Origin of the sequence: Klebsiella sp. 141198 (genome assembly GCF_050600785.1) — a bacterium.
GTDB lineage: Bacteria > Pseudomonadota > Gammaproteobacteria > Enterobacterales > Enterobacteriaceae > Klebsiella > Klebsiella aerogenes.
Map to the genome: position 1 here is coordinate 369,561 of NZ_JAQIRM010000003.1, position 25,726 is coordinate 395,286.

Genomic DNA, 25,726 nt, shown 5'->3' on the forward strand with positions numbered 1-25,726 from the left:
GGTATGAATATGTACTCATCAATTGCACAGGCTAACGAAGCCATTATCGAACGAATTAAAGCCGCGCGCCCGCATTGGGTTGCCGTCCGTCCTGCGAAAGAGGCGGTGGCTGAACTATCTTCTGGACGTAAATTACTGCACGCCGGGCCGCCAATCGCCTGGCAAGAGATGACCGGGCCGATGCGCGGAGCCTGTATCGGCGCATAGTTGTTTGAAGGCTGGGCGACGAGCGAAGAAGAAGCCGTGCGGATGCTGGAGCAGGGAGAGGTGGAATTCATCCCTTGCCACCACGTGGGCGCGGTGGGGCCGATGGGCGGGATCACCTCGGCGAACATGCCGGTGCTGGTGGTGCGCGATGTGGTTCATGGTAACCAATCCTGCTGTAACCTGAATGAAGGGATCGGCAAAGTGATGCGCTTCGGCGCCTACGGCGAGGATGTGCAAACGCGTCTGCGCTGGATGCGCGACACGCTCGCGCCGGTGCTGCAGGAGGCGCTGTCACGAATGGAAAACGGCGTTGACCTGACGGCGATGATGGCGCAGGCGATTACCATGGGCGATGAGTTCCACCAGCGTAATATCGCCGCCTCGTCGCTGCTGCTGCGCACGCTGTCGCCGGTCATTGCCGGCCTGGATCGGCCAAAGGCGGAAATTGTCGCCGTGCTGCAGTTCCTCAGCGTTACCGATCAGTTCTTCCTCAACCTGGCGATGGCTTACAGCAAAGCGGTGATGGATGCGGCGGCGGAAATCAAAGCCGGCTCGGTGGTGACCGCCATGACCCGCAACGGCCGCGAGTTCGGCATTCGCGTTAGCGGTACTGGCGATCGCTGGTTTACCGCACCGGTGAATACGCCGCAGGGGCTGTTCTTCACCGGCTACAGCCAGGCGGATGCTAACCCGGACATCGGCGATAGCGCGATTACCGAAACGCTGGGCATAGGCGGCGCGGCGATGATTGCCGCACCGGGTGTAACGCGCTTCGTCGGCGCTGGCGGCATGGGCGCGGCGCTGGAAACATCGGAAGAGATGTCTGAAATCTATCTTGCCAACAACCCGCTGTTCCAGATCCCATCATGGGATTTCAAAGGCGCCTGTCTGGGATTGGATGTTCGTCGGGTCGTGGAAACCGGCATCACACCGCTTATCAATACCGGTATTGCCCACCGCGAAGCGGGGATAGGCCAGGTGGGGGCGGGAACCGTTCGCGCGCCGCTGCTGTGCTTTGAGAAAGCGCTGGAAGCGTTGGCCGAACTGCACCACATCACAGCCTGAGTCGTGAGAGGGGCGGCGCTGCCGCCCCGGAGAGACGCCGATGAAAACCCTCAATGCGCTGGCCTGTACCGGCCTTGAACAGTTAGCCGATGGCGTGTGGCAGCGCCATAGTCAGTTTTCACAGGCGGTTAATTTCGTTCACGCCGATGGGATTTTACTGACGCTGTTTCGCTACGGTAAAGGTATTGGCCCGACGGGTATTCTGTTTAGCAGCACCGAGTTTGCGCAGTTGGCTAATCTTCCGCGGCTGGTTAAGCAAGGGCGCTTGTTTTGGGGGGAGGGCGTTGCCATCCGCCCGCGTCGGACGCTCAAACTTCGCTTTCCCGTCGGCCGCTCGTTTCTTCTCAATCTTTCGGCTTATTCATGCCAGAGCGGACTATGCGCCGCGCTCAATCAGCCGCTGGCGGATAGGCCGTTTTATTCATCTATTATGGGCGAGCTTGAGCGCTGGCAGCGCGGCGAGCGCCCGGACTGGGAATGGCTGATTGGCAATGGGCCAGGATTAACCCCCAGCGGCGATGATATGCTCGCCGGGATGCTGGCGGTGCTGCACGGCGCCGGTTTTTCTGACCGCCTGCACGCGTTTATCCCCCCGGCGGATCAACTTACCTCGCTGACAACTTCGGTAAGCTGTAGCTATCTGAATAGCGCCAGGCGCGGCGAGTTTTCGCTGCCGGTGGTTAAGGTGATGCGCGGGCTGCAATCAACCGGCGATCCTAAGCGGGCAATTCAGCGTTTGCTGGCGGTAGGTCATACTTCTGGGGCTGATACCCTGCTGGGGATGGCATTCGCGCAGCACTGGTTACAGAGAGTGGATTCAAGGAGAACGCATGCTCGATCAGGAAACCATCCGCACGTTTATACAGGTCGCCGAGACCGGGAGTTTCTCCCGCGCGGCCAGTCTGCTGCACAAAACGCCGGCGGCGATTAGTTATCGTATCAAAACGCTGGAAGAGCAGGTGGCAACGCAGCTCTTCTTACGCACGACCCGATCGGTAAGCCTGACGCTGGCCGGGCAACATCTGCTTGAGCACTGTCGGCAGTGGTTGAACTGGCTGGACGTGATGCCCGATGAACTCCAGCAGATTAATGCCGGCGTCGAAAGACAGGTTAATATCGTTATCAATAATCTTCTGTATCAGCCGCAAAGCGCCGCGGATCTCCTGACCTGGCTACATCAGCAGTTTCCCTTTACCCGCTTTCAGCTTTCCCGCCAGGTCTATATGGGGGTCTGGGACTCTTTGCTATACGACGATTTCCAGCTGGCGATTGGCGTCACCGGCTCGGAATCCCTGTCCAACAATATCTCTTTATTGCCGCTCGGCGATATTCGCTGGCAGTTTGTGGTGGCGCAGAATCATCCCCTTGCCACTCATCCCGCGGCGGTGCTCTCCGACGATGCGCTACGCCGCTATCCGGCAATTAATATTGAAGATACATCGCGGACTCTGACGCGTCGTGTCGCCTGGCTGCTCAATGGGCAAAAAGAGATCAAGGTGCCGGATCTCAGCACCAAGCTGGCCTGCCATCTTAGCGGCCTGGGGGTCGGCTTCTTGCCGGAACGGATGTGTCGCGCTTACCTGGAGTCCGGCGCGCTGGTGGCCCGTGCGGTCGCCAACCCCCGCCAGCCTTCGCCGCTCTCCGTTGCCTGGAAGAATGCCGGCAGCGGTAAAGTCGTCAGTGAAATCGCCAGGGCGTTCGAGCGCAAAGAGGCATTAGTCAGCGGTTTTTTGCGGATGGTGGATCGTCCTGCGCAAGCGTAATGCTGCGTTAGTTTCATCTGGATCAGATTGAGAAATGGCATCTTCGGTGGTTTTTGTTTACCTTTAAAAGGTCATTTTCGTGAGAATGATCTCATTTGCTTTTTTTTGATATGACCCAAGGATTACTAAATGGAAGATTTGAACGTTGTCGATAGCATCAACCATGCCGGGACCTGGCTGGCGCGCAACCAGGAGTTGCTGCTGAGCTATGCCGTCAACATCGTTGCCGCTATCGTTATCCTGATCATCGGGATGATCGTGGCGCGCATCGTTTCTAATACCGTCAACCGCCTGATGCTGGCGCGTAAGATCGACGCAACTGTCGCCGATTTTCTCTCCGCGCTGGTGCGCTACGCGATTATCGCCTTTACGCTGATTGCCGCCCTGGGCCGCGTTGGCGTGCAGACCGCCTCAGTGATTGCCGTGCTGGGCGCCGCCGGTTTGGCCGTGGGTCTGGCGCTGCAGGGGTCATTGTCGAACCTTGCCGCAGGCGTACTGCTGGTGATGTTCCGCCCGTTCCGCGCCGGTGAATATGTCGATCTCGGCGGCATTGCGGGCACCGTGCAGAACGTGCAGATTTTCTCCACTACTCTGCGTACCGTCGATGGCAAAATCGTGGTGGTGCCGAACGGCAAAATCATCGCTGGCAATATCATTAACTTCTCCCGTGAGCCGGCGCGCCGTAATGAGTTTATTATCGGCGTCTCCTACGATGCCGATATCGATAAGGTGAAACAACTGCTGACCGCGATTATCGAATCCGATGACCGCATTCTGCGCGATCGCGAAATGACCGTTCGCCTTAATGAACTGGGCGCCTCTTCGGTAAACTTCGTGGTTCGCGTATGGAGCAAAAGCAGCGACCTGCAAAACGTCTACTGGGACGTGCTGGAGCGCATTAAGCGTGATTTCGACGCTAACGGCATCAGCTTCCCGTATCCGCAGATGGACGTACACATGGTAAATCAGCAGGAAAAAGCGCAGTAATTTTTTCCTGCTATGGCACAAGACCGGCACCGCCGGTCTTTTTTTTGTCTTTGTGTATTAGCTTTACTTATTAATGATTAAAATTATCAATTTCCGCTAATGATGACGACACGCTATATTCTCCGGCATTAACGATGAAACCGGAAAATTAAACGATGCTATCTTATTACTTTCAAGGGCTTGCGCTGGGCGCGGCGATGATCCTGCCGCTCGGGCCGCAAAACGCTTTCGTGATGAATCAGGGGATCCGCCGCCAGTATCATTTAATGATTGCGCTGTTGTGCGCGCTTAGCGATCTGGCGTTGATCTGCGCCGGAATTTTCGGCGGTAGCGCGCTGCTGATGCAGTCGCCGTGGCTGCTGGCGCTGGTCACCTGGGGCGGCGTCGCTTTTCTGTTATGGTATGGCTTCGGCGCGCTGAAGACGGCGATGAGCAATAATCTCGAGCTGGCCAGCGCCGAGGTCATGAAGCAAGGGCGCTGGAAAATTATCGTCACCATGCTGGCGGTGACCTGGCTTAACCCTCATGTGTATCTCGATACCTTTGTGGTGCTCGGAAGCCTCGGCGGACAGCTGGCGGTCGAGCCTAAACGCTGGTTCGCGCTGGGGACGATTAGCGCGTCATTCTTATGGTTCTTCGGCCTGGCGCTGCTGGCCGCGTGGCTGGCGCCGCGTTTACGTACCGCGCGGGCGCAGCGAATCATCAACGTGCTTGTCGGGCTGGTGATGTGGTTTATCGCCCTGCAGTTGGCAAAAGATGGCCTGCAACATATACAGATGCTCATCAACCAGGCTTAGTCCGATGGACTTTCCGCGCGTAAGCGCTAAGCTAGCTGGCATGCGTCCTTAAAATGGGCGACCTAAGCAAGATGGAGAAACGACAGTGAAGTTAAAAGTCTTAGCCCTGGCGGCAGCACTCGGATTCAGCACGATGGCGGCGCAGGCAAATGAATTGCCGGATGGCCCGCACATTGTGACTTCAGGCACAGCAAGCGTTGCAGCGGTTCCGGATATCGCCACTCTGGCGATTGAAGTTAACGTCGCGGCAAAAGATGCGGCATCGGCAAAAAAACAGGCTGACGATCGCGTTGCGCAATATCTCTCTTTCCTCGAAAAGAGCGGCATTGCCAAAAAGGATATCAGCTCGGCAAACCTGCGTACCCAACCTGATTACGACTATCAGAACGGCAAAAGCATCCTCAAGGGCTATCGCGCGGTGCGTACCGTTGAAGTTACCCTTCGTCAGCTCGATAAGCTGAATGGCCTGCTGGACGGCGCGCTGAAAGCGGGGCTGAACGAAATTCGTTCCGTATCGCTGGGCGTTGCGCAACCTGACGCCTATAAAGATAAAGCGCGTAAAGCGGCTATCGATGATGCGGTGCATCAGGCGCAAGAGCTGGCTGCTGGCTTCCACAGCAAGCTGGGGCCGGTCTATAGCGTGCGTTACCATGTTTCCAACTATCAGCCGAGCCCGATGGTTCGCATGATGAAGGCGGCTGACGCCGCGCCGGTCTCCGCCCAGGAAACCTACGAGCAGGCGACCATCCAGTTTGATGATCAGGTTGACGTGGTCTTTGAACTGCAGCCAGCACAGGCCGCCGCGCCTGCCGCGCCGGCGAAACCAGCTGAAGCGCCGAAACCGGCTCAGTAAGCCGCAGCGACAAAAAAGCCACTTCAGTGAAGTGGCTTTTTTTATGCCCGCCGTTTAATCCTGGCGCAGCACCTTGTGGCCGTAATCAATAAGCGCATCGGTCACCCGGCGCATCATGCGGCTTTCCGGCGCAAAGCGGTGCCAGTAGAGCATCCGGCGCTGGAACAGCCCCGGCGTCAGGTCGATAAGCTCGCCGCTCTTCAGCTCTTTCTCGATCTGCAGGTGCGGGATCATACAGCAGGTGGTGCCCTGGCGCGCCAGCTGCACGAAGGCCTCCGACGAGTTGACGATATGGCAGGGCACGCTGCCCGGCGGCAGGTCGAAGTTTTGCTGCAGGAACGCCTGGTGCATATCGTCGAGATGATCGAAGGCGACCACCGGCGCTTTCAGCAGCGCAGAACGCGTTACCCCGTTAGGGAAGTAGCGTTGCGCAAACTCCTTCGAGGCGACGAACAGGTAATCGAGCGCGCCGAGTTGATCGACCAGGCAGCTTGGCAGCGCCTGCGGCTGAATACTCACCGCGCCGACCACTTCCCCACGGCGCAAGCGCTCCTGGGTGCGGGTTTCATCTTCAACCTGCAGATTGAGGCGAATAGGGGAGTCGGATAACACGTTGGCCAGCGCCGGCAGCAGCCAGGTCGCCAGACTGTCGGCGTTGACCGCCAACGACAGCAGCAGCGGCGTGGAGCCGGTCTGCTCATCGCCAAGCCACTCTTCTTCCAGTAGCTCAACCTGGCGCAGCAGAGCCAACAGTTTTTGCCCCTGCTCGGTCGGGCGCGGCGGCACGGTACGCACCAGCAGCGGTTGGCCAAACATGTTTTCCAGCTGTTTGATACGCTGTGAGACGGCGGACTGTGTAATGCATAGCTTCTGCGCGGCGCGCTCAAACCCACGTTCCCTAATCACCGCATCCAGCGCTTGTAATGTTCTGTAGTCCGGTCGTTTCATTATTCTGGCGTACCCCCATAACTTTTCGTTAACCCGCACTATGACATAAATTTGTTTTTGATAAAGACGAAAATGGTCTGCTCAGATGTGTGATCGCCATCGCAGGGACAATTCATCCGTCGATGTTCTATAATGCGCGGTAAGTATTCACATCTCGGACGATAATCATGACGCAGGATGAACTGAAAAAAGCAGTCGGCTGGGCAGCGCTGCAATATGTACAACCGGGCACCATTGTCGGTGTCGGCACCGGCTCCACGGCGGCGCATTTTATTGATGCGCTGGGGACCATGAAAGGGCAGATCGAAGGCGCGGTATCCAGCTCCGACGCCTCTACCGAAAAGCTGAAAAGCCTCGGTATCCCGGTATTCGACCTTAACTCCGTCGACCGCCTGGGCATCTACGTTGACGGCGCGGATGAAATTAACGGCCATATGCAGATGATCAAAGGCGGCGGCGCGGCGCTGACCCGCGAGAAGATCATCGCCTCGGTTGCCGATAAGTTTATCTGCATCGCCGACGCCTCCAAGCAGGTTGATATCCTCGGCAACTTCCCGCTGCCGGTTGAAGTGATCCCGATGGCGCGCAGCGCCGTCGCGCGTCAGCTGGTGAAGCTGGGCGGCCGCCCGGAATATCGTCAGGGCGTGGTGACGGATAACGGCAATGTGATCCTCGATGTACACGGCCTGGAAATTCTTGACGCTATCGCGCTGGAAAACGCCATTAACGGTATTCCGGGCGTGGTGACCGTCGGGTTGTTCGCCAACCGCGGCGCCGACGTGGCGCTGATCGGTACCGCCGACGGCGTGAAGACCATCGTCAACAAATAAGACGATCGGGGGGAAGTTTCGCGCTTCCCCCTAAATTTTTTTCTATGGCCTTAATTTGGTGACTTGTGTCACATTTACGTAACCTTTCTGAGTAACAATCTGCCATCTATTCTCTTTCTGGTGTTTTGTCCTGTCTTTTGCTTCAACGTGATATTTCTTCAGGTCGGCGAGGCAAACGTTCATATTGCCGCGATAGTTTTTTTTGATATGTTGCTGGAAGAGTTTTTGTTCAGCACGACATCAGTACCAATAAAAACAGGACGGGGAAATGGCTAAGGTATCACTGGAAAAAGACAAGATTAAATTTCTGCTCGTTGAAGGCGTGCATCAAAAAGCAATCGATAACCTTCGTGCGGCAGGTTACACCAACATCGAATTTCACAAAGGCGCGCTCGATACTGAAGAGCTGAAAGCGTCGATCCGTGATGCCCATTTTATCGGCCTGCGTTCCCGTACTCATCTGACTGAAGAGATCTTCGCCGCGGCGGAAAAACTGGTGGCGGTGGGCTGCTTCTGTATCGGCACCAATCAGGTCGATCTGGATGCGGCGGCAAAGCGCGGTATCCCGGTATTTAACGCCCCGTTCTCGAACACCCGTTCGGTGGCTGAGCTGGTCATCGGCGAGCTGCTGCTGATGCTGCGCGGCGTGCCGGAAGCTAACGCCAAGGCGCATCGCGGCGTGTGGAATAAGCAGGCGGTAGGCAGCTTTGAAGCGCGCGGCAAAAAACTGGGGATTATCGGTTACGGCCATATCGGCACCCAGCTCGGCATTCTGGCGGAATCACTGGGGATGCACGTCTATTTTTATGATATCGAAAACAAACTGCCGCTGGGCAACGCCACGCAGGTTCAGCATCTCTCCGACCTGCTGAACATGAGCGATGTCGTTAGCCTGCACGTGCCGGAAAACGCCTCCACCAAAAACATGATGGGGCCGGAAGAGCTGGCGCTGATGAAACCGGGCGCGCTGCTGATCAACGCCTCTCGCGGCACGGTGGTCGATATCCCGGCGCTGTGCGATGCGCTGTCGCGTAAACACCTGGCCGGCGCGGCCATCGACGTCTTCCCGACGGAACCGGCGACCAACAGCGATCCGTTTAACTCTCCGCTGTGCGAATTCGATAACGTGATCCTGACGCCGCATATCGGCGGTTCAACTCAGGAAGCGCAGGAAAACATTGGTCTGGAAGTGGCAGGCAAGCTGGCGAAGTATTCCGATAACGGTTCTACGCTGTCGGCGGTGAACTTCCCGGAGGTTTCTCTGCCGCTGCACGGCGGACGCCGTCTGCTGCATATTCATGAAAACCGCCCGGGCATCCTGACGGCGCTTAACCAGATTTTCGCCGCGCAGAACATCAACATCGCCGCCCAGTATCTGCAAACGACTCCGCAGATGGGCTATGTGGTAATTGATATCGAAGCCGACGGCGACGTCGCGCAGCAGGCGCTGCTGGCGATGAAAGCGATCCCGGGCACCATCCGCGCCCGTCTGCTGTACTAATTTGTTGTTGCCTCACGGGCAGGTCGCATACCTGCCCGTATTTTTTTAACGCCTTCCTGGCGTAATTCTCGAACCCGCACAACACTCTACCAGCGCCAGGTTTTGCCTGGCGTAATCACCGCCGGCAGCGGGACATCCCACTGTTCGCTCGGCAGGGTATCCACCTGCTGGCAGTCGTGGGCGTAGCCTACCGGCTGCAGGCGATACTGCCGCCAGTTCTGTAAGGTACGATCGTAGAAGCCGCCGCCCATCCCCAGACGTTGACCGCTGGCATCGAAGGCGACCAGCGGGGTAATCAGCACATCGAGCTCGGCCAGCGGCAGGACGTCGCGCACGTCGAGCTTTGGTTCATAAATCTTCAGGCGATTGAAAATCAGCTGGCTTTGCGGATGGTAATGCAAAAACAGCAGATTACCGGGGCTAAACGGATGCAGTACCGGCAGATAAACCCGCTTGCCCGCCCGCCACAATTGCTCGATCAGCGGTTGGGTGTCCAGCTCGCCGTCGAAGGAGAGGAACAGCGCCACGGTATGAGCGAGAACGACGGGCGGATACGCCATCATTCGCTCAGCGGCCTGCAGGGCGAAGCGCTGCTGCTGTTCGGCACTAAGCGCGCGTCTACGCTCGCGGATCTGCTGGCGAATTTGCTGTCTGGAGAGCGGGATATCGGGCTGTATAGTCATGCTGGTCTCATTACGAGCAGGCGAAACGATACGGGAAAGTGTAATACAGGGCGGCACAGGCCGAAAACAACGTTGAGGGGATAATGCGAACTTAAGAAGGGAATCTCCGAGATGCCGCCGCAGGCTGTAACCCTTGAACCCTTGGTTCAAGGTGAATGCGTCGTCACAGTTTTAAGGCTTCTCGGGCGAACCGAGCATGCTCACCAACCGTGGAGCGCCACATTCTTGTGGTATGAAATATCGGCTCAGGGGACTGGCCCGCTTGCAAACATCTCAGAGAAATTTTGTTCTTGCGATTACTCTAACACAGTTAACGACAAAGTGTTATTCAAACTTCGACCCCGGTCTTTCGCTTATGCGACCTTGCTCAAGCAATGCCTGTTCGATGGTCTGCTGAAGCATGCGAATGCGCTGTTCCATACTGGAGGCGTAGTCGCGGGTCTTCGCTTTTTCCTGAGTCAACTCATAGCTGATGTTCAACGCGGCGATGAAGACCAGCTGCTCAGTATTTGTGACTCTAGTGCGTTCTTTTAAATCTTGCAACCGCTGATTAAGGTCTTCAGCTGCCTGATTCAGGGCATCCCTTTGTTCAGGCGGGCAATTCACTCGCAGTGAACGGCCAAAAATTTGGAGATCTACGGGTTGTGCAGACATGCCACCTTCCTGCTGATTGACTGCGCTGCCTTCACGTCCGAGCCCGGCTCTGCGAAGGGGCGACACTATAGCTACCCTGGTGCGGGGATACAAGCCCTTTTCTGGTTCACCAGGGTCCAAAGTGGTAGCATATCATGAATATTCCTCCCAACGATGACGAATGCGCATGTCTATACAGAACGAAATGCCTGGTTACAACGATGTAGACCAGTTACTGAACCAACAAGGGGTGGGATTAACCCCGGCCGAAATGCACGGTTTGATAAGCGGCATCCTCTGCGGCGGCAACACCGACAGCAGCTGGCAGCCGCTGGTGCATGACCTGACCAACGAAGGCCTTGCCTTTGGTCATGAACTGGCCCAGGCGCTGCGTAGCATGCATTCCGCCACCAGCGATTCGCTGGAAGATGATGGTTTCCTGTTCCAGCTGTATATGCCGGAAGGCGACAACGTCAGCGTTTTCGACCGCGCCGACGCGCTGGCGGGCTGGGTTAACCATTTCCTGTTAGGCCTTGGCGTGACCCAGCCGAAGCTGGATAAAGTGAAGGATGAGACCGGCGAAGCCATCGATGATCTGCGTAACATTGCGCAACTCGGCTACGACGAAGATGAAGACCAGGAAGAGCTGGAGATGTCTCTCGAAGAGATTATTGAGTACGTACGCGTCGCCGCGTTACTGTGCCACGATACCTTCGCGCGCCAGCAGCCAACCGCACCGGAAGTACGCAAGCCAACGTTACACTAAATAAAAACGACATTCAGGGGGCGTCATGACACAGCAGGAGTTTCTTTCTCGTCGCCAGGCATTATTGGCGCAGATGCAGCCGGGCAGCGCGGCGCTGATTTTTGCCGCGCCGGAAGCGGTACGCAGCGCAGATTCGGAATATCCCTACCGGCAGAACAGCGATTTTTGGTACTTCACCGGCTTCAATGAACCGGAAGCGCTGCTGGTGCTGATCAAAAGCGATGACACGCACAACCATAGCGTGCTGTTTAACCGCGTTCGCGATCTGACGGCGGAAATCTGGTTTGGCCGCCGTCTGGGACAGGATGCCGCGCCGGGGAAACTCGGCGTCGATCGCGCGCTGGCGTTTAGCGAAATCAACCAGCAGCTGTATCAACTGCTCAACGGCCTGGACGCTATCTATTTCGCCCAGGGCGAATATGCCTATGCCGATGAAATTGTGTTTAACGCCCTCGAAAAACTGCGTAAAGGTTCACGTCAGAACCTGCAGGCGCCGAACTCCGTCATCGACTGGCGGCCTGTGGTGCATGAAATGCGCCTGTTTAAATCCGCGGAAGAGCTGGAAGTAATGCGCCGCGCCGGCGAGATTTCCGCCCTTGCCCATACCCGGGCGATGGAAAAATGCCGCCCAGGCATGTTCGAATATCAGCTGGAAGGCGAAATTCTCCATGAATTCAACCGCCATGGCGCGCGTTTCCCGTCTTATAACACCATCGTTGGCGGCGGCGAAAACGCCTGCATCCTGCACTACACCGAAAACGAATCCGAACTACGTGATGGCGATTTAGTGCTGATTGACGCCGGCTGTGAATACCGCGGCTATGCGGGCGATATCACCCGCACCTTCCCGGTTAACGGTAAATTCACTAAACCGCAGCGTGAAATCTACGACATCGTGCTGGAATCGTTGGAAACCGCGCTGGAGCTGTATCGTCCGGGTACCTCTATTTATGAAGTTAATCAGGAAGTGGTGCGCATTATGATTACCGGCCTGGTGCGGCTGGGGATCCTGAAAGGCGAGATTGACGAGCTTATCGCCAACAACGCCCACCGCCCGTACTTTATGCATGGCCTGAGCCACTGGTTGGGTCTGGATGTACACGATGTCGGTAATTACGACACCGACCGTTCGCGCGTCCTGGAACCGGGAATGGTGCTGACCGTCGAGCCGGGGCTGTATATCGCCGCCGACGCCGACGTACCGGCGCAGTATCGCGGCATCGGCATTCGTATTGAAGATGACATCGTGATTACCGAAGATGGCAACGAAAATCTCACCGCCAGCGTGGTGAAGAAGGCGGATGAGATCGAGGCGCTGATGGCGGCGGCGCGCCAGTCATGAGCGTGCTGATTGTCGGCGGCGGGATGACCGGCGCGACGCTCGCGCTGGCCATCTCCCGTTTGACCGGCGGTGCGCTGCCGGTCCATCTGATTGAAGCGCAGGATCCGGCGTCGTCACGCCACCCTGGTTTTGACGATCGGGCGATAGCCCTGGCTGCGGGCACCTGCCAGCAGCTGGCGCGCATCGGTATCTGGCAGAACCTTGCTAAACGAGCGACGCCTATCCAGCGGGTACACGTCAGCGACCGCGGCCATGCCGGTTTTGTAAACCTGGCGGCGGCCGATTATGGCCTGTCGGCGCTAGGGCAGGTGGTTGAACTCCACGATGTCGGCCAGCGGCTGTTCAGCCTGCTGCGCGAGGCGCCGGGCGTCACCCTGCACTGTCCGGCGAAAGTGGAAGCGGTCAACCGCACCCAGGATAGCGTCAGCCTCACTCTCGACAGCGGCGAAACGATCAACGGTGAGCTGCTGGTGGCGGCAGATGGTTCGCGTTCGTCGCTGGGCGCCCGCTGCGGCATTAGCTGGCAGCAGCAGTCCTATGAGCAACTGGCGATTATCGCCAACGTTAGCACCGCGTTGCCGCACGAAGGCCGCGCCTTCGAGCGCTTTACCGAGCACGGTCCGCTGGCGATGCTGCCGATGTCGCAAGGGCGCTGTTCGCTGGTGTGGTGCCATCCGCAGTCGCGGCGCGACGAGGTGCTGAGCTGGTCTGACGAACGTTTTTGCCAGCAATTACAGCAGGCGTTCGGCTGGCGGCTGGGGCGCATTACCCATGCCGGTAAGCGTAGCGTCTATCCGCTGGCGTTAACCACCGCCATCCGTTCGGTGTCGCACCGTCTGGCGCTGGTCGGCAACGCGGCGCAGACATTACACCCGATCGCCGGGCAGGGCTTTAATCTCGGTCTGCGCGACGTGATGAGCCTGGCTGAACTGCTTGCCGACGCCCACGGGCTCGGCGAGGATGTGGGCAATTATTCTCTGCTGTGCCGGTACCAGGCGCGGCGAGCGGATGATAAAGCCGCCACCATCGGCGTGACCGATGGGCTGGTGCATCTCTTTGCCAACCGTTGGGCGCCGCTGGTGGCGGGGCGCAACGTCGGTCTGATGGCGATGGAATTATTTACCCCGGCGCGCGATGCGCTGGCGCAGCGTACCCTCGGTTGGGTTCCCCGTTAAGGAGTAGAACGTGCAAAGTGTTGATGTTGCCATTGTTGGCGGCGGAATGGTGGGACTGGCGGTAGCCTGTGGTTTACAGGGCAGCGGCCTGCGCGTCGCGGTGCTGGAACAAGCGGCGCCGCAGCCTCTTGACGCCGATGCGCCGCCGGCGCTGCGCGTTTCGGCTATTAATGCCGCCAGCGAAAAGCTACTGGATAAGCTGGGCGTCTGGAGCGAAATCATCGCCCAGCGCGCCAGCTGCTATCACGGCATGGAAGTGTGGGACAAAGATAGCTTTGGCCGCATTAGCTTCGATGACCAGAGCATGGGCTTTAGCCATCTGGGCCATATTATTGAAAATGCCGTGGTGCATCACGCGCTGTGGCAAAAAGCGCAGCGCTGCGCTGACGTTACCCTGCTGGCGCCTGCGCAGCTGCAGCAGGTGGCGTGGGGCGAAAACGAAGCCTTCCTGAGCCTGCAGGACGGCAGCATGCTGACCGCGCGGCTGGTGGTCGGCGCCGATGGCGCCAATTCGTGGCTGCGCAATAAAGCCGATATTCCACTGACCTTCTGGGACTATCGCCATCATGCGCTGGTGGCGACGATACGTACCACCGAGCCGCATCAGGCGGTGGCGCGTCAGGCGTTTCACGGCGAAGGCATTCTGGCCTTCCTGCCGCTTAGCGATCCGCATCTGTGCTCGATCGTCTGGTCGCTGTCGCCGGAGGAGGCGCAGCGGATGCAGCAGGCCGATGCAGCCGCGTTTAACCAGGCGCTGAACATCGCTTTTGATAATCGCCTTGGCCTTTGCCAGCTTGAAAGCGATCGGCAGGTTTTCCCGCTGACCGGACGCTACGCGCGTCAGTTCGCCGCCCATCGTCTGGCGATGGTTGGCGATGCCGCCCACACTATTCATCCGCTGGCCGGGCAGGGGGTAAACCTTGGCTTTATGGACGCCGCCGAACTTATCGACGAGCTGAAGCGCCTGCACGCGCAGGGTAAAGATATCGGTCAGCATTTGTACCTGCGCCGCTATGAGCGCAGCCGCAAGCACAGCGCCGCGCTGATGCTGGCGGGTATGCAGGGGTTCCGCGAAATGTTCTCCGGCAGCCATCCGGCGAAGAAATTCCTCCGCGACATGGGGCTCAAACTGGCCGATTCGCTGCCTGGCGTAAAACCGCAGCTGATTCGTCAGGCGATGGGCCTTAACGATCTCCCCGCCTGGTTACGTTAACCCCGTCACACTTCTTTTACCCGGCCTGCGCGCCGGGTTTTCTCCCTCATTTGAAATATTCTAATTTCACCTCTTATTTCGCATTAGTTTTATTAATGCGCTCTTTTTTTTGTTAAAGAAATTAGGCCCGTAAAATCGCATAAAACACCATCATCACCTGACTGGTTGGCTCATCATGTTAATTTTATGTGGCATAAATCGCTTTTTTCCAGTCAATAACTCTGTAGGCTTTCCGGCGCGCTTTGGTCATAAGCTAATGTGATGTCCTGATTTACCTTATGGTTTAGCACCGGGTTCGGTGGTAAGTTCAGGCAAAAGAGAACGTTTGCGTCGGCGTCCGTAAGCGGTGCCGTCGCCGGATTTCGTGGCGCAAAATCGCCGACAATATCGTGGCTGGTTCCGTTTTATTCGATGAGGAAAAGATGGCTCAACAGACTCCGTTGTATGAACAACACACGCTGTGCGGCGCTCGCATGGTGGATTTCCATGGCTGGATGATGCCGCTGCATTACGGGTCCCAGATTGATGAGCACCACGCGGTGCGCGGCGATGCAGGGATGTTCGATGTGTCGCATATGACCATCGTCGATTTCCACGGCAGCCGGATCAGAGAATTCTTGCGCTATTTGCTGGCAAACGATGTGGCGAAGCTTACCACCCCAGGCAAAGCGCTCTACACCGGCATGCTAACCGCTTCCGCCGGCGTCATCGATGACCTGATTGTTTATTTCCTTTCTGAAGATTATTTCCGCCTCGTTGTTAACTCCGCCACTCGTGAAAAAGACCTCGCCTGGATTTCCGAACAAGCCGAACCTTACGGTCTTGAAATCACCGTTCGCGACGATCTGTCGCTGATCGCGGTGCAGGGTCCGCAGGCGAAAGCGAAGGCGGCGACGCTGTTCACCGACGCTCAGCGCCAGGCCGTGGAAGGCATGAAGCCGTTCTTCGGCGTACAGGCCGGCGACCTGTTTATCGCCACCACCGGTTATACCGGCGAAGCGGGTTATGAAATCGCTATGCCGAACGAGCAGGCGGCGGATTTCTGGCGCGGTCTGCTGGACGCCGGCGTTAAGCCGTGTGGTCTTGGCGCGCGCGATACTCTGCGCCTGGAAGCCGGGATGAACCTGTATGGCCAGGAGATGGATGAAGGCGTCTCGCCGCTGGCGGCGAACATGGGCTGGACTATCGCCTGGGAGCCCGCCGATCGTAACTTCATCGGCCGCGAAGCGCTGGAAATGCAGCGTGAAAAAGGCACCGAGCAGCTGGTTGGCCTGGTGATGACCGAGAAAGGCGTCCTGCGCGGCGGCCTGCCGGTACGTTTTACCGATAGCGACGGTAATCAAAAAGAAGGCATTATCACCAGCGGCACCTTCTCGCCGACGCTGGGCTACAGCATCGCGCTGGCTCGCGTACCGGCCGGGATTGGCGAAACCGCGGTGGTGCAAATTCGTAACCGTGAAATGCCGGTAAAAGTGACTAAACCTGGTTTTGTACGCAATGGCAAAGCCATTGTGTGATTTCCCTTTTTTGGAGATGAATTGATGAGCAACGTACCAGCAGAACTGAAATACAGCAAAGAACACGAGTGGCTGCGTAAAGAAGCGGACGGCACCTATACCGTCGGGATCACCGAGCACGCGCAGGAGCTGCTTGGCGACATGGTTTTCGTTGACCTGCCGGAAGTGGGCGCCACCGTTGAAGCGGGCGCCGATTGCGCCGTTGCCGAATCCGTGAAAGCGGCTTCCGATATCTACGCGCCGATTAGCGGTGAAATCGTTGCCGTCAACGAAGAGCTGAACGACTCTCCGGAACTGGTCAACAGCGACCCGTATGCCGACGGCTGGATCTTCAAAATTAAAGCCAGCGACGAAGCGCAGGTTGCCGCGCTGCTGGATGCGACCGCCTATGAAGCTCTGTTAGAAGACGAATAAATGTGTGCCGGATGGCGCTGCGCTTATCCGGCCTACGAACTTTGTAGGCCCGGTAAGCGCTAGCGCCACCGGGCAATTCAGGTAAGTAGAGACAATCACGATTCACCGCACGTTTCAGGAACCATCGCTCATGACTCAGACTTTAAGTCAGCTTGAAAACCGCGACGCCTTTATTGAACGTCACATTGGCTCGGACGCTCAGCAGCAGCAAGAGATGCTGAAGACCGTCGGCGCGGATTCGCTTAACGCCCTGATTGGCCAGATTGTGCCGCAGGATATCCAGCTGGCGACCCCACCACAGGTGGGCGACGCGACTACCGAATTCGCCGCGCTGGCGGAGCTGAAGGCGATCGCCGGTCGCAACAAGCGCTTCAAGTCTTACATCGGCATGGGCTACACCGCCGTGCAACTGCCGCCGGTCATTCAGCGCAACATGCTGGAAAACCCGGGCTGGTACACCGCCTATACCCCTTACCAACCGGAAGTATCCCAGGGCCGTCTGGAATCGCTGCTCAACTTCCAGCAGGTCACTCTGGATCTGACCGGGTTGGATATCGCTTCCGCTTCGCTGCTTGATGAAGCCACCGCCGCCGCCGAAGCGATGGCGATGGCCAAACGCGTCAGTAAACTGAAGAACGCCAACCGTTTCTTCGTTGCCGCCGACGTCCATCCGCAAACCCTGGACGTGGTTCGCACCCGCGCGGAAACTTTCGGCTTCGACGTGATTGTCGATGACGCCGACAAAGTGCTCGATCACCAGGATGTCTTTGGCGTGCTGCTGCAGCAGGTCGGCACCACCGGTGAAATCCACGATTACAGTAAACTTATCGCCGAGCTGAAAGCGCGCAAAGTAATTGTCAGCGTCGCCGCTGACTTTATGGCACTGGTGCTGCTGACGGCGCCGGGCAAGCAGGGCGCCGATATTGTCTTCGGTTCCGCCCAACGTTTCGGCGTGCCGATGGGCTATGGCGGCCCGCACGCGGCCTTCTTCGCGGCGAAAGATGAATTCAAACGCTCCATGCCGGGCCGTATTATCGGCGTATCGAAAGATGCGGCGGGTAATACCGCGCTGCGCATGGCGATGCAGACTCGCGAGCAGCATATCCGCCGCGAGAAAGCGAACTCCAACATTTGTACCTCGCAGGTTTTGCTGGCCAACATCGCCAGCCTGTACGCGGTTTTCCACGGCCCGGCGGGCCTGAAACGTATCGCTGGCCGCATTCATCGCCTGACCGACATTCTGGCCGACGGCCTACAGAAGAAAGGGCTGAAGCTGCGCCATGCGCACTACTTCGACACCCTTTGCGTCGAAGTGGCGGATAAAGCCGCGGTGCTGGCGCGTGCCGAAGCGCTGCAGATTAACCTGCGTAGCGATATTCACGGCGCGGTTGGCATTACGCTCGATGAAGCGACCACCCGCGAAGATGTGCTGAACCTGTTCCGCGCCATCGTCGGCGACGATCACGGTCTGGATATCGATACCCTGGATAAAGACGTGGCGCTGGATAGTCGTTCGATCCCGGCGGCGATGCTGCGCGACGATGCGATCCTCACCCATCCGGTGTTTAACCGCTACCATAGCGAAACCGAGATGATGCGCTACATGCACGCGCTGGAGCGTAAAGATCTGGCGCTGAACCAGGCGATGATCCCTCTGGGATCCTGCACCATGAAACTGAACGCCGCGGCGGAGATGATCCCGATCACCTGGCCGGAATTTGCCGAGCTGCACCCGTTCTGCCCGGTCGAGCAGGCGGAAGGTTATCATCAGATGATCGCCCAGCTTTCTGACTGGCTGGTTAAACTGACCGGCTATGACGCCGTCTGTATGCAGCCGAACTCCGGCGCGCAGGGCGAGTATGCTGGCCTGCTGGCGATTCGCCACTATCACGAAAGCCGCAACGAAGGCCATCGCGATATCTGCCTGATCCCAAGCTCCGCGCACGGCACCAACCCGGCATCCGCGCAGATGGCGGGTATGCAGGTGGTGGTGGTGGCCTGCGATAAAAACGGCAATATCGATCTTGCCGATCTGCGTGAAAAAGCAGAGCAGGCAGGGGCGAATCTTTCCTGCATCATGGTCACCTATCCGTCGACCCACGGCGTGTATGAAGAGACCATTCGTGAAGTATGCGAGATAGTGCATCAGTTTGGCGGTCAGGTTTACCTCGATGGCGCCAACATGAACGCCCAGGTCGGGATCACTTCTCCGGGCTTTATCGGCGCTGACGTTTCGCACCTCAACCTGCATAAAACCTTCTGCATTCCGCACGGCGGCGGCGGCCCGGGTATGGGCCCTATCGGCGTGAAAGCGCACCTGGCGCCGTTTGTACCGGGCCACAGCGTGGTACAGATTGAAGGCATGCTGACCCGTCAGGGCGCGGTTTCCGCCGCGCCTTTCGGCAGCGCTTCCATTCTGCCGATCAGTTGGATGTATATCCGCATGATGGGCGCGGAAGGGCTGAAACAGGCGAGCCAGAACGCGATTCTCAACGCCAACTACATCGCTACCCGATTGAAAGATGCTTACCCGGTGCTGTATACCGGCCGCGATGGTCGCGTGGCGCACGAATGTATTCTCGATATTCGTCCGCTGAAAGAAGAGACCGGCATTAGCGAGCTGGATATTGCTAAACGCCTGATCGACTTTGGTTTCCATGCGCCGACCATGTCCTTCCCGGTCGCCGGGACGCTGATGGTTGAGCCGACAGAATCGGAAAGCAAGGTAGAGCTGGACCGCTTTATTGACGCCATGCTGGCGATCCGTGCGGAAATCGATCGCGTTAAAGCCGGTGAATGGCCGCTGGAAGATAACCCGCTGGTGAACGCGCCGCACACCCAGGGCGAGCTGGTAAGCGAGTGGAACCATCCGTACAGCCGCGAGCTGGCGGTATTCCCGGCTGGGTTGCACAACAAGTACTGGCCAACGGTGAAACGCCTGGATGACGTGTACGGCGACCGTAACCTGTTCTGCTCCTGCGTCCCGATGAGCGAATACCAGTAAGTGGTGAATTAGCTAAACTTTTAAAGGCGCTGCGGCGCCTTTATTTTTTGGAGGGAAGGTATGGCGATAGCTCTGATTAGCGGCGCGAGCCGCGGCATAGGCCGGGCGACGGCGCTGCTGCTGGCGCAGGAAGGGTATACCGTCGCGGTTAATTATCATCACAACATTAAAGCCGCCACCGAAGTGGTCAATACCATTGTTGAATCTGGCGGCAAAGCCACGGCGCTGCGGGCCGATATCAGCGATGAAGCGCAGGTGATGGCGATGTTTGAGGCGGTTGACCGCATGGGCGAACCGCTGGCGGCGTTGGTCAACAATGCCGGGATCCTGTTTACCCAATGTACGGTAGAGAGCCTGAGCGCCGAGCGTATTAACCGCGTGCTGGCCACCAACGTCACCGGATACTTTCTTTGCTGTCGCGAGGCGGTAAAGCGCATGTCGCATCGGCATGGTGGCAAGGGCGGGGCGATAGTTAACGTTTCGTCGGCGGCGTCGCGCCTTGGCGCGCCGGGGGAGTACGTTGATTATGCCGCGTCGAAAGGGGCAGTAGATACCCTGACCACCGGGCTGGCGCTGGAAGTGGCGGCGCAGGGGATTCGGGTAAACGGCGTGCGTCCGGGGCTGATTTATACCGAGATGCACGCCTCCGGCGGCGAACCGGGACGCGTGGACCGGGTGAAAAGTTCGCTACCGATGCAGCGCGGCGGCCAGCCGGAAGAGGTCGCTCAGGCCATTGCCTGGCTGCTGAGCGACAAAGCGTCGTATGTGACGGGTAGCTTCCTCGAACTGGCGGGCGGTAAATAACCCTGGCCATCGTTCAATAGCCCGGCGGCGCAGCGCGAGCCGGGGAAACCTTCCCGGATAGCGGCTACGCCTTATCCGTGCTACCCAACAACGCGAGCCGGGTAACCCGACGGTCTACCAGGAGGCCAGCCATAGCCTAAGGCGCATTCCCCAACTGCTGGTCCAGCCGGTGGTAACCGACTTCACCTCGCCTTGAGAAATGACCACCAGAGTTGGCGTCACCTGGATATCCCACTGCCGGGCCAGCTGGCCGCTCGGATCATTTACCGTCGGCAGCGCCATTTTCTTCCTGGTCAGCCACTTCTCCAGCGCGGCGTTATCGCCGGAACGCAGGGCTACCGTCAGCACATTGCCGCCGTCGGCGGCAAGCGATGCCACCGACGGTGTGGTATAGCGACAGACTCCGCACCAGGTCGCCCAGACGTACAGCAGCAGCGGCTTTTGCTGGCTCATGGCGTTCAGATCCAGCGTTCTGCCGTCGAGTGTCTGCAGCGATGTGGCGCTGAAGTTTTGCGGCAGCGTGGGCTGGCGAAAATAATCCACCGCCAGGCTCACCGCCGCGCCAATCAGCAGCCATAACGCCAGCTCGCGCAGCCAGCGCCTTATTTTACTGGCCACGGGCTTTCGCCAGCTGTTCTTTCACCAGCCCCTCCAGATCTTCAGCAGGGATTGCGCCGGCCACCATCTGATCGCCGATGATGGTCGCCGGGGTGCCCTGAATATTCAGCACCTGCGACAAAATCAGGTTCATTTTCAGCGAATCCATGGTCTTGTCATCAATATTCACGCTATCGGTGGCGGTTTTCTTCTGCGCGGCGGCGATGCTGGCGTCATCGTGATAGCCTTTTTTCGCCATCAGCCGCTGATGCAGCGCCCAGAACTTATCGGGCTGTTGACGCCAGGTGGAGAGCGCGGCTTTAGCGGCATTCACCGAACTCTGCCCTTTAAACGGCAGCAGCTTAACGATGAGCTGGATGTCCGGATTATCATGGACGATTTTTTCCAGCATCGGATCAAACTGTTTGCAGTAAGGGCAGTTGTAATCGGTAAACGAGACGATCGTGAGCTTCGGCGCTTTCGCGCCGGTGCGCGGGCTATTCGGATCGTTAAACAGCAGTTGGGCTAACTGGTCATTACCGTTCGATTGTGGTTCTTCCGCCGGGGCGGCGAAGCTGAAGGCCGATACGCACAGCAGCAATAAGGCGGTGATAGCTCTCATGTTATTTTCCTTTAGCGGCGGACAGGGTGGCGAGAAGTTGTTCGCGGTCTAACAGCGCAGGCAGAATCTGTCCCTGCGGCAATCCCGGTCCGTAAATCTGGTTAAACGGCACCGCGGCGCTGCCGCGTGCGGTTAAAAACTGACTAATGTCGGCGGAGGGGCGGCTCCAGTCGCCACGTAAGGCGACCAAGTCTGGTTCTGATAGCGCCTGCTGGACGTCGTCGCGCAGCAGCACGTTGTATTTATTGGCTTTACAGGTCACGCACCAGTCGGCGGTGACATCAATAAATACCCGTTTATGCTCCGCCAGGGCGTTAGCGATAGCCTGCTCGCTGAGCGGCTGCCAGTTAACCCGGTCGCGACGCGGGCCCTGGCCGTCCTGTTGTGCGACAAAGGCGACGGCGCCCGCTATCACGATGGCCAGAGCGCCCGCTCGCAGCGCCGTACGCCAGCGGTAGCGCCAGGCGGTGGCCAGGAGCAGGACGATGGCCAGAATCACCAGCAGGGTAAGCACCGGCGTACGGCCGATGTGGATCGTCAACAGGCTGACCAGCCATAGCGCTGAGCCAAGCATCATCAACCCCAGCACCACCCGCAGATGATTCATCCAGCGGCCTGGACGTGGAAGTCGTTGCGCCAGACCCGGCCAGGCGACGATAAGCAGCCACGGCAGGCTCATGCCGATCCCCATGGCGAAGAAAATCCCCCACAACAGCGGCAGCGGCGCCACTAGCGCCACCGAAACGGCGGTACCGAGGAACGGCGCGGTACAGGGCGTCGCCAACAGGGTGGCGAAGGCGCCCTGCCAGAAATGGCCCATTAATCCGTTGCCGCCCCGGGTGGCGAGGAAGGTACTGGCGTTGGAGGAGAGACGGATTTCGAACAGCCCTAATAAACTGGCGCTGAACAGCACCATCACCAGCGCCATCGCGCCGATAAACCACGGGTTCTGGAACTGGATCCCCCAGCCGAGCGCCTGATTACCTAAACGTAGCGCGGTCATCATCAGCGCCAGCGCCAGGAAGGAGACGACGATCCCGCATACCGAGGCGAGGAACTGCCGCCGCACCGCGCCGCGTTCACGACGTTCGGTTTGCACCAGCGAGCCGAGTTTCATCGCCAGCACCGGCAGCACGCACGGCATTACATTGAGGATTAGCCCGCCGGCCAGCGCCATCAGCAGCACCCAGCCTAACGCCAGCCCCGGCGCGGCGCTGCCGGCGGCGATGGCGATTTGGCTTTCCTGCGCCTGACCGCTATCGGCCAGCACCAGCGACAGCGTTTTGCCGCTCAGATCCGGCGCCGCTTCACCCCAGCTATCGGTGACCGGTACGGTGGCGGTCAACGTATCGCCGCGGCTGGTAAAACTCGGCTTGCCGAAATCGACATCCTCCATGCTGTCAATAAACAGCGCTGGCTGCTGCCAACCGGCATCGCGGCGGGCGGTTACCGTCAGCTTACCGCTGACGTAACTGGCGCTAAGCGCCGAGGTGAGACCGTCGCGCAGGGGCAGCGTTCCCATCGCGCGGGTGAAATCGTAATTAAATTGCTCCCCCGCCGGAGCCGTCATATCCAGCGAAAAGGGGTAGTCAGTGAGAATACAGACATTGCTGCAGGTAGAGAGCGTCAGTACGCCGCTAAGCGTCGGCGGTATTTTGCCGCGCAGGGTCATCGGGAAGCTAACGTCGCCGTGATACCCCTGAGTGGAAATACCCGCGACGTCGAAGCGTTGCGGCGTCGGCCAGCGCCAGTTCACCTCCAGCGGCGTGCGCCAGGTGATAGCCGGCGCGATGCCGCCTTCGCCCGGCGAACGCCAGTAGGTTTTCCAGCCCTTTTCCAGCGCTACGTCTAAAAGCAGGCGGGTGTCGCCATTGCTTTCGCTTTGCGCCCGCAGGCGCACGCTGGCGTGTTGATTGTCGGCGACATGCAGCCAGCCGCTATCGGCGGCCTGGCTGACGGGCAGCCATAGCCAAAGCAGGCAGACCAGCAGTCGCCTGAATACCATAAACATAAATTTTCTCCGTAAGTAATAAATTAACCTGAGCTGTCAGGAGAATTAATCACTCACGGAAGACGCATAATCGTAGATGCACCCGCAATCGGGGAGGTGAAATGACGCGGGGAGGCCAGATTCGCTCGATGCGCGGCGGGATGGCCGCCAGCACCGCCAGCAGCAGAGCGATCGCTAATAGCGCCCCTTCAAACAGCATCGGCGGAACGGCCATCAGCGACTTGGCGCTGAGTTCGCAGGGGGAAACCGGCGCCTCGGCATTATCTGGGCCAGGTTGAGCGGATTGGCTGGCGGCCGTGACGTTCATCACCAACGCATGCATCCCCGCCATTCTCTGGGCGGTGCAGATCAGCACCACCAGGCAGGCAAGGAGTACAAGAAGAATGGCTTTGCGTTGTCGCTTAATCATGGTCGCCTCAAATATTCACGAGGCCTATCTTATCGGGCGAACGCGTTTTAGCAATGGTAAAGCTGTAAAGAAGTGTCTGGCGGATAAGTGATTTGCCCCCTCCCGGCCGGGAGAGGGCGGTTAATTACAGATTCTCGCCGTTGCTGGCGATGACTTCTTTGTACCAGTTAAAGCTCTTCTTGCGCGAGCGGGACATGTCGCCGGTGCCGTCGTCGTGTTTATTGACGTAGATGAAGCCGTAGCGTTTGCTGTACTGGCCGGTGGTGAAGGAGACGCAGTCGATGCAGCCCCATGGGGTATAACCCATCAGATCAACGCCATCATAAGTCACCGCTTTTATCATCTCTTCGACGTGGGCGCGCAGATAATCGATGCGGTAGTCATCGTTGATGCTGCCGTCGGCTTCTACTTTGTCGTAGGCGCCAAAGCCGTTTTCCACGATAAACAGCGGCTTCTGGTAGCGCTCATACAGTTCGCACAGGGCGTAGCGCAGGCCAACCGGGTCAATCTGCCAGCCCCAGTCGGAGGCTTTAACGTGCGGGTTCGGCACGCTACCTTCGAAGCCGGAAATGGCATCGCCGGTGCCGCCTTCGGCTTTCACCGCGTTGGTCATGTAGTAGCTGAAGCCGAGATAGGCGCAGGTGCCTTCACGCAGGATCTGCGCGTCGCCGTCTTCCATCTTGATGTTGAAGCCGCGGCGTTCCCATTCATTCAACACATAGCTCGGGTAGTAACCGCGCAGCTGGACATCGGTAAAGACATAGCGTTCGCGCATCGACTCCTGGGCAAACATGACATCTTCCGGTTTGCAGGAGTAAGGGTAGAGGGCGACCATTGCCAGCATGCAGCCGACCTGCATTTCCGGGTTGATGCGCCGCGCCGCTTTCACCGCCAGCGCGCTGGCGACGAACTGGTGATGCAGCACCTGGTACATGGTCTCTTCCGGGTTTTCATGCTCGGTATAGACCACGCCGGAACAGCAGTAGCCGAACAGCGGCGCGCGCCAGTTACGCTGGTTATTGATCTCGTTAAAGGTCATCCAGTATTTCACTTTGTGCTTATAGCGCTCAAAGACGACTTCGGCGAAGCGCACAAAGAAATCGACCACTTTACGGTTGGTCCAACCGCCATAATGCTGGACCAGATGCAGCGGCATTTCAAAGTGGGAAAGGGTGATCACCGGCTCGATGTTGTACTTCAGCAGTTCATCAAACATGTCATCGTAGAATTTCAACCCTTCTTCATTCGGCTGAGTTTCGTCGCCCTGCGGGAAGATGCGGGTCCAGGCAATAGAGGTGCGGAAGCATTTGAAACCCATCTCGGCGAACAGTTTGATGTCTTCTTTGTAGTGGCCGTAAAAATCAACCGCTTCATGATTAGGGTAATATTTACCCGCCTCGACCTGTTGGGTGATTTCGCGCGGCACGCCGTGCGCCCCGCCGGTTAAAACGTCGCAGATGCTGGGGCCTTTGCCGCCTTTATTCCAGCCGCCTTCAACCTGATGCGCGGCGACCGCGCCGCCCCACAAAAAGTCTTTTGGAAGAGTCAATTTTTTCATCTTTGCTAATCTCTATGAATAACTATT

General features: G+C 58.1%; 23 protein-coding genes, 1 other RNA gene and 1 pseudogene. 16 read left to right on the forward strand and 9 right to left on the reverse strand.

Annotated features, from left to right (window positions below; genetic code table 11):
* The first annotated feature begins 9 nt into the window (after positions 1 to 9).
* The 6 genes and pseudogenes from PGR10_RS11655 (at position 10) to PGR10_RS11680 (ending at position 5,672) form a co-directional block, all read left to right on the forward strand.
* Positions 10 to 1,272, forward strand: a pseudogene (locus PGR10_RS11655) (DUF1116 domain-containing protein).
* A 40-nt stretch (positions 1,273 to 1,312) separates the two neighbouring features.
* Positions 1,313 to 2,203, forward strand: a complete 891-nt coding sequence (locus PGR10_RS11660; protein ID WP_430923501.1) for a DUF2877 domain-containing protein — start codon at positions 1,313 to 1,315, stop codon at positions 2,201 to 2,203.
* A complete protein-coding gene (gene allS, locus PGR10_RS11665; RefSeq protein WP_032706364.1) occupies positions 2,103 to 3,035 on the forward strand; it encodes an HTH-type transcriptional activator AllS in 933 nt (310 codons plus the stop codon). The genes PGR10_RS11660 and allS overlap by 101 nt, the downstream gene beginning before the upstream one ends.
* A gap of 129 nt (positions 3,036 to 3,164) precedes the next feature.
* A complete protein-coding gene (locus PGR10_RS11670) occupies positions 3,165 to 4,022 on the forward strand; it encodes a small-conductance mechanosensitive channel MscS (RefSeq protein ID WP_015369769.1) in 858 nt (285 codons plus the stop codon).
* Between the two features lie 155 nt (positions 4,023 to 4,177).
* Positions 4,178 to 4,819 (forward strand): arginine exporter ArgO, encoded by a 642-nt coding sequence (gene argO, locus PGR10_RS11675; protein ID WP_015703435.1) that lies wholly within the window; start codon positions 4,178 to 4,180, stop codon positions 4,817 to 4,819.
* 85 nt (positions 4,820 to 4,904) lie between these two features.
* Positions 4,905 to 5,672 (forward strand): oxidative stress defense protein, encoded by a 768-nt coding sequence (locus PGR10_RS11680; protein WP_087859762.1) that lies wholly within the window; start codon positions 4,905 to 4,907, stop codon positions 5,670 to 5,672.
* Positions 5,673 to 5,726: 54 nt separating this feature from the next.
* Here PGR10_RS11680 and argP read toward each other — a convergent pair whose 3' ends face one another.
* Positions 5,727 to 6,620, reverse strand: a complete 894-nt coding sequence (gene argP, locus PGR10_RS11685) for a DNA-binding transcriptional regulator ArgP (protein WP_008806448.1) — start codon at positions 6,618 to 6,620, stop codon at positions 5,727 to 5,729.
* A 167-nt stretch (positions 6,621 to 6,787) separates the two neighbouring features.
* On the opposite strand from argP, the gene rpiA reads away from it, so the two are divergent.
* A complete protein-coding gene (rpiA, locus tag PGR10_RS11690) occupies positions 6,788 to 7,450 on the forward strand; it encodes a ribose-5-phosphate isomerase RpiA (RefSeq protein WP_015369772.1) in 663 nt (220 codons plus the stop codon).
* A gap of 268 nt (positions 7,451 to 7,718) precedes the next feature.
* Complete coding sequence (gene serA / locus PGR10_RS11695) at positions 7,719 to 8,951, forward strand: phosphoglycerate dehydrogenase (protein ID WP_015369774.1); 1,233 nt, start codon at positions 7,719 to 7,721, stop codon at positions 8,949 to 8,951.
* Positions 8,952 to 9,037: 86 nt separating this feature from the next.
* On the opposite strand, the gene PGR10_RS11700 is transcribed toward serA, so the two are convergent.
* From PGR10_RS11700 to zapA, 3 genes are all read right to left on the reverse strand, one after another.
* Positions 9,038 to 9,634 carry a 5-formyltetrahydrofolate cyclo-ligase gene (locus PGR10_RS11700; protein ID WP_045392020.1) on the reverse strand — a complete coding sequence of 199 codons (597 nt, stop codon included), beginning with the start codon at positions 9,632 to 9,634 and terminating at the stop codon, positions 9,038 to 9,040.
* 99 nt (positions 9,635 to 9,733) lie between these two features.
* Positions 9,734 to 9,917, reverse strand: a non-coding RNA gene (gene ssrS / locus PGR10_RS11705) — 6S RNA.
* A 41-nt stretch (positions 9,918 to 9,958) separates the two neighbouring features.
* Positions 9,959 to 10,288 carry a cell division protein ZapA gene (gene zapA / locus PGR10_RS11710; RefSeq protein WP_004205298.1) on the reverse strand — a complete coding sequence of 110 codons (330 nt, stop codon included), beginning with the start codon at positions 10,286 to 10,288 and terminating at the stop codon, positions 9,959 to 9,961.
* Positions 10,289 to 10,454: 166 nt separating this feature from the next.
* Here zapA and PGR10_RS11715 point away from each other — a divergent pair, with 166 nt between their 5' ends.
* The 8 genes from PGR10_RS11715 to PGR10_RS11750 all read left to right on the forward strand — a co-directional run bounded on the left by PGR10_RS11715 (position 10,455) and on the right by PGR10_RS11750 (position 20,502).
* Complete coding sequence (locus tag PGR10_RS11715; RefSeq protein WP_015703432.1) at positions 10,455 to 11,033, forward strand: YecA family protein; 579 nt, start codon at positions 10,455 to 10,457, stop codon at positions 11,031 to 11,033.
* A gap of 25 nt (positions 11,034 to 11,058) precedes the next feature.
* The gene (pepP, locus tag PGR10_RS11720; RefSeq protein WP_087859760.1) at positions 11,059 to 12,375 is read left to right on the forward strand and encodes a Xaa-Pro aminopeptidase; all 1,317 of its coding nucleotides are present in this window, start codon (positions 11,059 to 11,061) and stop codon (positions 12,373 to 12,375) included.
* Positions 12,372 to 13,550, forward strand: a complete 1,179-nt coding sequence (ubiH, locus tag PGR10_RS11725) for a 2-octaprenyl-6-methoxyphenyl hydroxylase (RefSeq protein ID WP_087859759.1) — start codon at positions 12,372 to 12,374, stop codon at positions 13,548 to 13,550. The genes pepP and ubiH overlap by 4 nt, the downstream gene beginning before the upstream one ends.
* Positions 13,551 to 13,560: 10 nt before the next feature.
* Positions 13,561 to 14,763: an FAD-dependent 2-octaprenylphenol hydroxylase gene (ubiI, locus tag PGR10_RS11730; protein ID WP_430923502.1), complete on the forward strand. Its 1,203-nt coding sequence runs from the start codon at positions 13,561 to 13,563 to the stop codon at positions 14,761 to 14,763.
* A 422-nt stretch (positions 14,764 to 15,185) separates the two neighbouring features.
* Entirely contained in the window at positions 15,186 to 16,280 is a 1,095-nt protein-coding gene (gene gcvT, locus PGR10_RS11735; RefSeq protein ID WP_020077972.1) for a glycine cleavage system aminomethyltransferase GcvT, read from the forward strand.
* A gap of 24 nt (positions 16,281 to 16,304) precedes the next feature.
* A complete protein-coding gene (gene gcvH / locus PGR10_RS11740) occupies positions 16,305 to 16,694 on the forward strand; it encodes a glycine cleavage system protein GcvH (protein WP_015703428.1) in 390 nt (129 codons plus the stop codon).
* Positions 16,695 to 16,824: 130 nt separating this feature from the next.
* Positions 16,825 to 19,698, forward strand: coding sequence for an aminomethyl-transferring glycine dehydrogenase (gene gcvP / locus PGR10_RS11745; RefSeq protein WP_015369781.1), 2,874 nt, complete (start codon positions 16,825 to 16,827; stop codon positions 19,696 to 19,698).
* Positions 19,699 to 19,758: 60 nt separating this feature from the next.
* Positions 19,759 to 20,502 carry an SDR family oxidoreductase gene (locus PGR10_RS11750; RefSeq protein WP_045392005.1) on the forward strand — a complete coding sequence of 248 codons (744 nt, stop codon included), beginning with the start codon at positions 19,759 to 19,761 and terminating at the stop codon, positions 20,500 to 20,502.
* A 114-nt stretch (positions 20,503 to 20,616) separates the two neighbouring features.
* Here the strand turns inward: PGR10_RS11750 and PGR10_RS11755 are convergent, their stop codons facing one another.
* The 5 genes from PGR10_RS11755 to bglA all read right to left on the reverse strand — a co-directional run bounded on the left by PGR10_RS11755 (position 20,617) and on the right by bglA (position 25,699).
* Positions 20,617 to 21,120 carry a protein disulfide oxidoreductase gene (locus PGR10_RS11755; protein ID WP_430923504.1) on the reverse strand — a complete coding sequence of 168 codons (504 nt, stop codon included), beginning with the start codon at positions 21,118 to 21,120 and terminating at the stop codon, positions 20,617 to 20,619.
* Complete coding sequence (locus PGR10_RS11760) at positions 21,110 to 21,721, reverse strand: DsbA family protein (RefSeq protein ID WP_113373025.1); 612 nt, start codon at positions 21,719 to 21,721, stop codon at positions 21,110 to 21,112. Before PGR10_RS11760 ends, PGR10_RS11755 begins: the two co-directional genes overlap by 11 nt.
* 1 nt (position 21,722) lies before the next feature.
* On the reverse strand, positions 21,723 to 23,732 hold the full coding sequence (locus PGR10_RS11765) for a protein-disulfide reductase DsbD family protein (protein ID WP_213793551.1): 2,010 nt from the start codon (positions 23,730 to 23,732) through the stop codon (positions 21,723 to 21,725).
* A 49-nt stretch (positions 23,733 to 23,781) separates the two neighbouring features.
* Entirely contained in the window at positions 23,782 to 24,141 is a 360-nt protein-coding gene (locus tag PGR10_RS11770; RefSeq protein WP_015369786.1) for a copper resistance protein, read from the reverse strand.
* Positions 24,142 to 24,265: 124 nt separating this feature from the next.
* Entirely contained in the window at positions 24,266 to 25,699 is a 1,434-nt protein-coding gene (gene bglA / locus PGR10_RS11775; RefSeq protein WP_087859752.1) for a 6-phospho-beta-glucosidase BglA, read from the reverse strand.
* Between the last annotated feature and the right edge of the window lie 27 nt (positions 25,700 to 25,726).